Below are 3,055 nucleotides of genomic sequence, written 5' to 3' on the forward strand. Positions count from 1 at the left end.
ATTCAGGACTTAGAGGTTGGCCTCGAAATCAGTCTTGACGATGATCTTGTCGATAGAGCGGTGAGCCAGCTCATTGCCGGAGTGATGGGTGACCTTGCGCGTGTCGAGCACAAACAGAAGCTCCGGCGGATTCAATCCGGTATCGACGCTGCGAAAGACGCTGGCAGATGGACTGGGCGGCCCCAGCTGGGTTCGATATTGAATATGGTTATCTTCGGGTCAACGCCGACGAGTTCCTGACCGTCCGACGAGCGCTCGAGCGCGTCGAGCAAGGCTACACCTATCCCGAAGCCGCTGGTGGAACCCCAGTGGCTGAGTCAACGCTCCGGTCCCTCCACAACGACCGGCGTGATCTCTACTTCTATGGTGAGGCTACCGATGACCGGCTTCAAGCCGCTGTACAACAACTAAAGCCGCTTGAGGAACCTGACATCCCCAGTGAGACAACCATTCCAGAACAAGAGATCCGCACTATCGTTCGTGACGAGATTCGTCGCCATCAGTAACGAACATCAGACCGATAGCAAACAGTCCTACGCATCCACTAACTTAACCACTGTATAGTGTCGTGTTTACATAATATATTTTCGTTTTAGACTACATCTGAAGCAACATACTAGTAGTCTGCATCCGATTTGACCCTATGGATGATGCTGTTCAGGTGTTACATGTTGAACGAGACTTGGAGTTCGCACGTAGAACAGCTGAACAGCTTGAGCAGGTAAACAGTCAGCTACAGGTCACAACTGCCCTTGGATCTGCTCTGTTGAATAGCGGTGTTGGTCGGGGTAGTCGGAGTTTGAGTTGCTCGTTAGTAGCTGACGCTAGTGGTCTCAAGACCAAGATAGTCTCAGTGTGGCTCAGAGGCCGCTATTCAACAGAGCACTTGGATCGGGCTCTGCATTCCAAGCGCTCAGTAATAATGAATACGACTGCATCGTTTCAGAGTATCGACTCCCAAGTGGTACAGGGCTTGAACTGTTTGACCAGATTCAGCGTAACTACTCTAATCTCCCATTTATACTGTTTACTGAGCACGGAAGCGAGTCGATTGCCGGTGAGGCTGTTACTGCGGGTATCTCTGACTATCTTCAGAAGGCCGAAGCCGACGACGACTATGAATTACTAGCAGGTAGTATCAGTAACGCTGTCACAGCCAATGAAACTGTGATTGAGACAACTCAAGAGCGTCGCCGACTCGAGCAGGTCCTGAAGACCGTCCCGAGTTGTGTAGTTCAACTCAACCGAGACGGTCAATTTGTCTTTGCGAACGACAGGGCTGAGACAGTTCTTGGGTTAAAACAAGCAGAACTAGAAGATCGTGCGTATAACGATCCTGAATGGGATATCAAGGATCTCGACGGAAACCCAATCCCTGATGACGAGTTACCGTTCGCACGTGCCCTATATGACGGTGAACAAGTGCGAGACCGGCACACAATCAGGTGGCCTGATGGAAGGAAGCGTATACTCGCTGTGAACGGCGCACCAGTCATGAATGAGGGGTCTGTGGAGAGTGTCGTTTGTTCGCTCACAGACATCACCGATCGTCACCGACGCGAGCGCCGTCTTGAGAAGCTTCACGAAGCGACTCGTGACTTGTACGATGCCAAGACAAAACAAGAAGTCGCACAGATCACCAGCGACACAGCAGACGCTATTCTTGATTTCGAACTGAACGGTGTCCACTTCTACGATGAACAGGCAGGTGGGCTGAAACCCGTAGCTGTGTCAGACCGAACACAGCGCGTTACCGATGAGTTAGTGACTTTTGACCACGGGATTGCTTGGGAAACGTTTCAGGCTGGTGAGATCAGACAGTATGACGATATCCACACCGCTGATAATCTGTACAACCCTGAGACGGAGTTCCGAAGCGGATTGTATCTCCCGCTTGGGGAATACGGCATTCTACTCGCGAACTCAACCCAGCGTGGTGATTTCGATGATAGTGACGTCTCGTTAGGACAACTCCTTGCGGAAAATGCAAAGAGCGCACTTGATCGCGTTGAACGAGAGCGGCGGCTTGCGCTTCTCCAAGAGCGAACAAGTGCTCTAATGCAAACTACGACCACGGCTAAGACGGTTGATCTTACTGTTGATGCCGCAGCAGAGATCCTTGGAATAAGTCTCTCTGGGTATATTCAGGAAGACGAGCGCGAAGAAGTCTTACGCCCCCTCTCTACGACCGACGCACTCGCAGCGGAATTCAGCACGTACGAAGGCTTTGAATATGGCGCAGATGGTGACCCTATTAGTACATTTCTGTGGGATGTGTACGACTCAGGCACACCAGAATATGTGGGCGACGCGAGCGACCACCCAGCGCTCCCATCTGATATCTCGGTCCGCAGTGCGTTATTGTATCCACTGGAGTTGTACGGACTCCTCGTGTTTGCAGCTAAAACGCCAGACGCGTTTGACAGGACAGATAAGCGATTCGGCTGGATTCTTGCTTCGACACTTGAGACAGCGTTGGAGCGTGTCGACCGAGAAAGACTCCTCCGTGACCGAACACAGAAGCTTACGAGACAGAACCAGCAGCTTGAGGAGTTCGCACAGACTGTCACTCATGATCTCCGGAATCCACTCCAGGTCTTACGAGGGACGCTCGATGGCGTTCGTAAAACGACTGATGTCGACCATCTTGACCGGGGGTACAGGGCACTTGACCGGATGGAAACACTCATCGATGATGTGCTCATGCTCGCCCAACAGGGACAACTAATTGATGACACAGAGACGGTTTCGCTTGCAGCACTTGTTGATGACTGCTGGGACGTCGTGGAGACCGCTAATGGCGAACTGATTATCAATGACGATATGGAGTTTGAGGCTGACTCAGGACGCGTCCGCCAGCTTCTTGAGAACCTCTTTGCTAATGCAGTGACCCACGCCGGTGCGGACGTGACGGTCACAGTTGGTACATTCGCTCTTGCGAAGGAGATTGTTGATAGCGAGAGCAGCGGCTGAAAGTCGAAGAGGGCAAGGGCACCGCGCTAGCGGTGCCCGATATGTTCCCAATAAGCCGGTTCGTGTCGGAATCGGCTGCAGC

Annotated in this window: 2 protein-coding genes and 1 pseudogene; all 3 read left to right on the forward strand. The window is 52.2% G+C overall.

Annotated elements, in window-relative coordinates; all coding sequences use genetic code 11:
* Nucleotides 1–240: pseudogene (locus G9463_RS23925) on the forward strand (recombinase family protein); the annotation flags it as partial.
* On the forward strand, nucleotides 168–506 hold the full coding sequence (locus G9463_RS23480) for a hypothetical protein (protein ID WP_193569721.1): 339 nt from the start codon (nucleotides 168–170) through the stop codon (nucleotides 504–506). The pseudogene G9463_RS23925 and the gene G9463_RS23480, both read left to right, overlap by 73 nt.
* A 349-nt stretch (nucleotides 507–855) precedes the next feature.
* Nucleotides 856–2,973: a GAF domain-containing protein gene (locus G9463_RS24655; RefSeq protein WP_165897979.1), complete on the forward strand. Its 2,118-nt coding sequence runs from the start codon at nucleotides 856–858 to the stop codon at nucleotides 2,971–2,973.
* Nucleotides 2,974–3,055 lie beyond the last annotated feature (82 nt).

The sequence above is a fragment of the Haloarcula sp. JP-Z28 genome, from assembly GCF_011440255.1.
Taxonomy (GTDB): domain Archaea; phylum Halobacteriota; class Halobacteria; order Halobacteriales; family Haloarculaceae; genus Haloarcula; species Haloarcula marismortui.